1 protein-coding gene is annotated in these 348 nt (G+C 57.5%); it reads left to right on the forward strand.

The features are described 5' to 3' along the window. A partial coding sequence (locus FDX22_RS22570; RefSeq protein ID WP_146717804.1) for an ABC transporter permease subunit occupies positions 1-348 on the forward strand: 348 nt, incomplete at both ends.

Genomic DNA, 348 nt, shown 5'->3' on the forward strand with positions numbered 1-348 from the left:
CTTAGCGTCTACGGTCGCCAGGGTTGGCTGGCCTCGCTCTGGCATATATTCGGGCTAGAGTGGACGTTTTCGCCATACGGCTTGCAGGGCATTCTGCTGGCGCATGTCTTTTTCAATCTGCCGATGGCCAGCCGCCTGCTGTTACAGTCGCTGGAGAATATTCCCGGCGAACAGCGGCAGTTAGCCGCTCAGTTAGGTATGCGTGGCTGGCATTTCTTCCGTTTTGTTGAATGGCCGTGGCTGCGTCGTCAGATCCTTCCCGTCGCAGCACTCATCTTTATGCTGTGCTTCGCCAGCTTCGCCACCGTTTTATCGCTGGGCGGTGGGCCGCAAGCTACCACCATCGAA

The organism is Citrobacter sp. TBCS-14, from assembly GCF_005280805.1.
GTDB classification, from domain to species: domain Bacteria; phylum Pseudomonadota; class Gammaproteobacteria; order Enterobacterales; family Enterobacteriaceae; genus Citrobacter; species Citrobacter gillenii.